Here is a 6757-nt window from a genome sequence, read left to right as displayed (position 1 = left end):
CACGTTTCCGTGGGTTATCCCGGTCTTGCAGGCAGGTTGCCTACGTGTTACTCACCCGTCCGCCGCTAACCATCAGGAGAGCAAGCTCTCCATCAAGTCCGCTCGACTTGCATGTATTAGGCACGCCGCCAGCGTTCGTCCTGAGCCAGGATCAAACTCTCCAAGAAAGTTTGTAGCTCATTTTGAATCTGACGAGATTGATTTAATCTCAATCGCTCCGGTCATAAGACCATCGCGTTTATACTCACTCGTTGTTCAGTTTTCAAAGATCAAACTTCGTTTCGTTACCGCCTGATGTTTCAGCAGCAACTCTCATAATATATCACAGACTCGATATATTTGCAAGACTTTTATTCGAAGAAGTTTTTTCTATCAAATCTCATTTTCTCCGACCTGCTAACTCGTTAACTCGGCCGGACTTATAATTTATCACAGTTCTCACTACTGTCGCAACACACAAAATATTCCATCGAATCTTCATACTATACTTTTACCCACAACAAAATAAATTCTAGCATATTTCAAGCATCTTTTTCATATATTCATACTAGTTCTTTTATAAAATTAATACAGCATTCATAGAGTTCAAACTGCCATTAAACGGAAATGCTCTTGCTGAAGAATGGTTACAAATGATACGAACCTTGAATTCAATTAGAAGCAGGCATTCCGGCGATCACCTCGAAATGCCTGCTTCTGCTCAAATTGACCTGCTATCATCCATTAATCCATGGGTTTTTACGCGGTCTGTCAGCAGCTGTGCTTTTTCTTTCCTTTTTGGCGGCGGGAGCTTTCGATTTATTAACCTTCGCTTTATCCTTCGGGTCGCTGAGCGTTTTTACCGTCTTGGATGTAGTCTCATCAGCCGCAGGCTCAGAATCCTCTACCTCGGATGTCTCATGGACCGCCGCCTCATTGATGGTAGCTGTCGCTTGGGTCTCCTCTTCCCCAATCGGGGCTGGGTAGGCAGGCGCCGGGTTACGGTCCCAGTACGCCGCGTTCTCAGCGGCCCCTACAAAAGGGGCGTTGGGCCCTGCATGCTCATAGGCTCCCAGCGTCGAGGGAAACCCCATTCCATAAGGTGACGGGTAGCACCAATCATATGGAGTGGGATAAGCATGATGCGGATAGGCGTATGCCGGATCCACTTCTGGAAAATGAGTCATCGGTGCATAATTCGGATAAGCTTCGGCTGGAGATACCATCGGCATGTGATTCGGATAAGCTTCCGCCGGAGATACCATCGGCATTTGATTTGGATAGGCCGCTGCCGGGGATACCATCGGCATTTGATTCGGATAAGCTTCTGCCGGGGATACCATCGGCATTTGATTCGGATAAGCTTCTGCCGGGGATACCATTGGCATTTGGTTCGGATAAGCTTCGGCCGGAGATACCATCGGCATTTGGTTCGGATAAGCTTCGGCCGGGGATACCATTGGCATTTGGTTCGGATAGGCTGCTGCCGGACTTACTTGAGTATTCGGAAACATGGCATTCGCGTTTGGATATGCTGCTATCGGCTCACTATAAGGCTGAGCGTAGAATGGATCTACTCCCGAATACGGGGATACCACTCCTTGGCAGCCACATGGACTATACGGCGCAATTCCAGCGTGTACCGGATGATAAAACGCCGGCTCTACACTGTGCGGAAACGCCTCATTTGGCTGGTAATGGGCCGGCCCCACATGGATGGGCTCATAAGCGACCGGATGCTCGTGATTTTCCCAATGCGGCGCATAGGCAGGGGACACACCTGTCGGATAAGCGTTGGGACCCGGTTCATACTCGGTACCCTGAACGATTCCCGGATAATAAGGTGTTTTCTGCTTGTTTTCTTGCATGGCGTGCTGCAGGTTTGCGTTCTCGGCATTCGGCATGTCGTGATAGGAAGCCACTTCGTGCACGGGACCCGGGTACTGAATAAAGAGGTTATGCGTAACTTCGCTGTAAATGGTCTCTTTGCTGTAGGTCGGCTTCTTCTCGGCTGCCGGCATCACGTTCGGTTGATTTTCCACCGCAGGCATGATATTAGGTTGGTTCTCCATGATAGGCATCACATTAGGCTGGTTTTCGGCAGCAGGCATGACGTTAGGCTGGTTTTCCGCTATGGGCATCACGTTTGGAAAGGTGTAATTCGGCGAGGTCATTTCCGGCATTTCCTGGTTCATCGACAGGTTGGGGAGAGGGGGTGGAGACGGTATGTTTGGCAGCTCGGGAAGCTGCTGCGGCAGCACCTGGGCATTGTTCTCTTCCTTATTTTCTTCCATAGGCGCGGTGAGCTCTTCTTTATTCGGTTTTTCCGCCTCTTCCGGCTCCACATTCTCCTCTATCGGTGCCGTCAGTTCTTCTTTGGGACCGGTATATGTTTTGTTGCCGGGGATCGTTTTGGCATTCGCATTCCCGTCTACACTCTCAGCTGTGACGCCACCGACTTTAGGAATGTTGACCACTTCCCCCACAAGGAGCGCGTTCGGATTTTTGAGCTGCGGGTTGGCGTCGATCATATCCTTGAGCGTCACACCCCAGGCTTTGGACAATTTCCAAAGGCTGTCTCCCTGCTTGACGACATGCTTATGGATGATTTGATCGTTGTTTGGAACCTGTATCGGTTCCGCAGGAATTTTGACTTTCTGTCCGACCGTTAGCTGGTTTGGATCGGAGATTTGCGGGTTGGCGTCGATAATTTTTTGCAAAGGAACGCCGTATTTTTTCGAAAGCTCATATAATGTGTCGCCACTTTTGACCATGTGTATTTTCACGCGGCAAATACCTCCTAAACTTCTTGTAGGCGTGGGTTCGCCTCCATTCGTTACTACATCTTATGCAGGGGATAGGCGGATGACATCCCTTTAGACAAAAAAATCCTTCCACGAAGAAGATCGTGAAAGGATTTTAGAGAAAAACAGGTCATAAAAAGGCTGTCGGAATCAGGATTCCCAAACTTTGTAGCCGTCTTGCGTAACGATTTTCCGGAATTCTTCAAGAAGCTTCAAAGTGACCGGTCCAGCCTGTCCCTGTCCGATGACGCGTCCGTCGATTTCGCGGGCGGCGATGACTTCGGCAGCGGTTCCGGTAAAGAATACTTCGTCGGCAATGTACACGTCGTGCATGCTGAACGGTTCTTCCTTCAGCTTGTAGCCCAGCTTCTCACAGAGCTCGATAATCGCCATGCGCGTAATGCCTTCCAGCGCTCCAAGGTAGCAAGGAGGAGTGTAGACGACACCGTTTTTAACGAGGAAAATGTTGTCGCCTGAGCCTTCGGTCACATATCCCTGCGCATTCAGCATGATTGCCTCGTCTGCTTCCGCGAAATTCGACTGGATTTTGACCAAAATGTTGTTCAGGTAGTTCAGGGACTTAATCTTCGGATTCAGTGCATCAGGCAGGTTACGGCGCTGCGATACCGAGACTGCTCTCAGTCCGTTCAAATAGGCTTCCTCCGAATAAATCGCCAGCTGCTCCACAATAATAAGAACGGTTGGCTTCGGGCAGCGTCTCGGATCCAGGCCCAGGTTCCCCACACCGCGCGATACGATCAAACGGATATACCCGTTGCGCATATCATTCCGGCGAATCGTTTCCGCCATGGCGTCGCGCATTTCCTCGAAGGACAGCGGGATGACCAAATCGATCGATTTGGCGGAATCATACAGGCGGTCCAGGTGCTCTTTGCATTTGAAAATGTTGCCCTCATAGATTCGGATTCCTTCAAAAATGCCGTCCCCATACAGGAAGCCGTGATCAAACACCGAAACTTTCGCGTTTTCTTTCGTTACAAATTCTCCATCTAAGTAAATCCACTGTTCTGACATCTGTTACCGCACCTCCGAATTTTGTTCCTGATCCTGATAAGTAAAGCTCGGGTAAGATCCCAGCACGCGTACCTGGCAGCCCAGCGCTTCGATCTCGCCGAAGGCCGCCGTCAGCAGCACCGAGTCCACGGATTCGAGCACATCGATATAAAAGTAATAGCTTCCCAGCTTCTTCTTGGTTGGTCTGGATTCAATCCGCGACAAATTCAAACGCCTCCAAGCAAAGGCTGCAAGCACCTGATGCAGCGCTCCCGCAAAATCCTCGGGCAGCGTCACCAGCACGCTCGTTTTTTGCTGTTCTACCGGCCGGTTGAGCGGCGGAAGTTCCTGATGGCCGATCAGTACGAACCGGGTAAAATTGTTGTCATGATCGGTAATGCGTTTGGCCAGCACGTCGAGCCCGTGAGTAGCCGCTCCGAGTGTTGTGCCGATGGCGGCCCAGCCTTTGCCCGGATTGGCTTTGACGATGCCCACGGCTTCGGTTGTGCTGCCTGCGTTGATCAGCTCAGCCTGCGGAGCATGCTGGCGGATAAACTGCTGGCATTGGGCTGTGGCTACAGGATGAGACAAAATTTTCTCGATCCGGCTGTAATCGATCTCCCCTGACTCGGACATAAACTCCTTGCGGTCACCGATCAAATTCTGGATCGACGGATAAACCCACTCCACCCGCATCGGAATGTCGACTTCATTCACCAACCAGTCCATATGCAGGCTTACCGAGCCCTCAATCGTGTTCTCAATCGGAATGACGCTATAATCGGTTTTTCCCTGGGCCGTCGACAAAAATACGTCGGAAATCAGCTTATGATAGACCAGCTCCACCGGCTCATCCCCGAGCAAATACGCGACGGCCTCGTGCGACACCGACCCTTCCGGCAATAATGCAATTCGTTTCATGCGCTTACTTCCCCTTTACCATATCCATAAATGAACGGGACGGCATCCCGGAAATCTCAACGACTCCTTCCACGTCGGGAAGCAGCCATTTGGCGGATGCGTTGATGCCCTCAGCCCTCATCGTATTCAGGAGGAAGGCTTCCAGTTCGTTCTTTCTGGATTGTTGGCGGTCCACCAAAGCGAGCAGCGTAGGACCCGCACCGCTCAGCGCAACGCCAAGCGCGCCGTGATTCCCCGCTTCCTCCAAAATCCGGGTCATGCCCGGAATGAGGGGAGCCCGGTACGGCTGGTGCAGACGGTCCGACATCGCTTTGCCGATGAGGTCCATCCGGCCGCTGGCCAGCGCTCCGACCAAAAAAGAGGCCCGACTTACATTATACACTGCATCCTTACGGCTGATATGATCTGGTAAAACTTTCCTGGCCTCCGAAGTCTGCAGCTCAAAATCCGGGACGACGACCAGCACTTCCAGATCTTCAGGCGGATCGAAGCGGATGCATTCGGCATGAACACCGTCCCAAATCGCCGTAATGATGCCGCCATACAGAGAAGCCCCGACATTATCGGGATGGTCCTCAATCCCTGTGGCCATATCAAACAACTCCGCTTTGCTCAGCGGTGACCCGATGAGTGCGTTGGCCGCAGCCAATGCCCCGACAATCGCCGTGGCGCTGCTTCCGAGCCCACGGGTCAACGGGATGTCGGAATACATGGATATTTCGAGCTCGGGCACATGCACTCCCGCCCGCTCGAACACCTGCTGCGCGACTTGATACAAAAGATTACTTTTATCCCGGGGAATTCCCTGCATTTCGTCTCCGTACAAATGAAATACGGTCTGCTCCGCTTCCTTCATCTCGATCCAGGCGTACAGCGACAAGGCCATGCCCAGCGTGTCAAAGCCCGGTCCGAGATTCGCGGTACTGGCAGGAATTTTCACCCGTACCCCGTCAGGCTGAATCATACCCGCTCCTCTTCCAGCTTCGCGATCGCTTCCATAACGGCTTCCTCCGTATCCGGAACGACGATAGGCTCAGCGTTGACCGTTTTCAGCGCCACGTTCGGGTCCTTCAGTCCGTTTCCGGTCAGGACGCAGACAACCGTCTCCCCACCTTTGAAAAATCCTTCGCGCTTCAGCTTGTACACCCCTGCTACCGATGCGGCGGAAGCCGGCTCGGCAAAGACGCCCTCACGTGCTGCAATGGTGCGATATGCGCTCAGAATCTCATCGTCAGTGACGTAATTGATCTGACCGTTGGATTCCTCAGCAGCAGCGACAGCGGTCTTCCAGCTGGCCGGATTGCCGATCCGGATGGCGGTTGCGACCGTTTCCGGCTCGAGAATCGGCTCGCCCTTCACGATAGCCATCGCTCCTTCGGCTTCGAAGCCGACCATGCGCGGCAGCGAGGAGGCTTTGCCGGCAGCGTGGTATTCCTTGAAGCCTTTCCAGTACGCGGAGATATTGCCTGCGTTGCCTACAGGAATGGCCAGCACATCCGGCGCTTTGCCCAGCTGGTCCACCACTTCGAATGCGGCCGTCTTTTGCCCTTCAATGCGGAACGGATTGACGGAGTTTACAAGTGTAATCGGATGCTTGGCCGTAATGTCGCGCACGATCTCCAGGGCACGGTCAAAGTTGCCTTCAATGGCAATGACCTTGGCACCGTAAATCATGGCCTGTGCCAGCTTGCCGAGGGCAATGTTGTTGTTCGGGATGAGAACGATGCAGTTCAAGCCGCCGCGCGCCGCGTAGGCCGCCGCTGCAGCCGAGGTGTTGCCCGTGGAGGCACACATGATCGTACGGCTGCCTTCCTCCATAGCCTTAGCAACAGCCATGACCATGCCGCGGTCTTTGAACGAACCGGTCGGATTCAGCCCTTCATATTTAAAATAAAGATCGAGTCCAAGCTCCTCTGACAAATTTTCGGCGCGGATCAGCGGGGTGTTGCCTTCCTTCAGCGTCAGGAGAGGCGTATTGTCGTTCACGGGTAAATATTCCTTGTACGTTTGCAGTAAACCTTGGTATGGCATCGTAAAAC

5 protein-coding genes and 1 rRNA gene (1 of these 6 cut by a window edge) are annotated in these 6757 nt (G+C 52.5%); all 6 read right to left on the bottom strand.

Annotated elements, in window-relative coordinates; all coding sequences use genetic code 11:
- Positions 1–167 (bottom strand): 16S ribosomal RNA (locus K2F33_RS15475) (it extends 1386 nt beyond the left edge of the window).
- A 549-nt stretch (positions 168–716) separates the two neighbouring features.
- Complete coding sequence (locus K2F33_RS15470; RefSeq protein ID WP_263882147.1) at positions 717–2765, bottom strand: LysM peptidoglycan-binding domain-containing protein; 2049 nt, start codon at positions 2763–2765, stop codon at positions 717–719.
- A 168-nt stretch (positions 2766–2933) separates the two neighbouring features.
- Positions 2934–3818 (bottom strand): branched-chain-amino-acid transaminase, encoded by an 885-nt coding sequence (gene ilvE / locus K2F33_RS15465; RefSeq protein WP_076174439.1) that lies wholly within the window; start codon positions 3816–3818, stop codon positions 2934–2936.
- Between the two features lie 3 nt (positions 3819–3821).
- Positions 3822–4718: a prephenate dehydratase gene (pheA, locus tag K2F33_RS15460; protein WP_263882146.1), complete on the bottom strand. Its 897-nt coding sequence runs from the start codon at positions 4716–4718 to the stop codon at positions 3822–3824.
- Between the two features lie 4 nt (positions 4719–4722).
- The gene (gene thrB, locus K2F33_RS15455) at positions 4723–5682 is read right to left on the bottom strand and encodes a homoserine kinase (protein ID WP_263882145.1); all 960 of its coding nucleotides are present in this window, start codon (positions 5680–5682) and stop codon (positions 4723–4725) included.
- The gene (gene thrC / locus K2F33_RS15450) at positions 5679–6749 is read right to left on the bottom strand and encodes a threonine synthase (RefSeq protein ID WP_116234237.1); all 1071 of its coding nucleotides are present in this window, start codon (positions 6747–6749) and stop codon (positions 5679–5681) included. Before thrC ends, thrB begins: the two co-directional genes overlap by 4 nt.
- Positions 6750–6757: the final 8 nt, after the last annotated feature.

Origin of the sequence: Paenibacillus sp. PSB04, assembly GCF_025809195.1 — a bacterium.
In the GTDB taxonomy this organism is placed as follows: domain Bacteria; phylum Bacillota; class Bacilli; order Paenibacillales; family Paenibacillaceae; genus Paenibacillus_AQ; species Paenibacillus_AQ favisporus.
The sequence above is the reverse complement of the archived record's forward strand: the minus strand, read 5'-3'. Positions and strand labels throughout refer to the sequence as shown.

Bases quoted from the DNA above. Each gene is read 5' to 3' on its own strand.
- ilvE (WP_076174439.1), bottom strand. From the start codon at position 3,818: ATGTCAGAACAGTGGATTTACTTAGATGGAGAATTTGTAACGAAAGAA.
- thrC (WP_116234237.1), bottom strand. From the start codon at position 6,749: ATGCCATACCAAGGTTTACTGCAAACGTACAAGGAATATTTACCCGTG.
- pheA (WP_263882146.1), bottom strand. From the start codon at position 4,718: ATGAAACGAATTGCATTATTGCCGGAAGGGTCGGTGTCGCACGAGGCC.
- thrB (WP_263882145.1), bottom strand. From the start codon at position 5,682: ATGATTCAGCCTGACGGGGTACGGGTGAAAATTCCTGCCAGTACCGCG.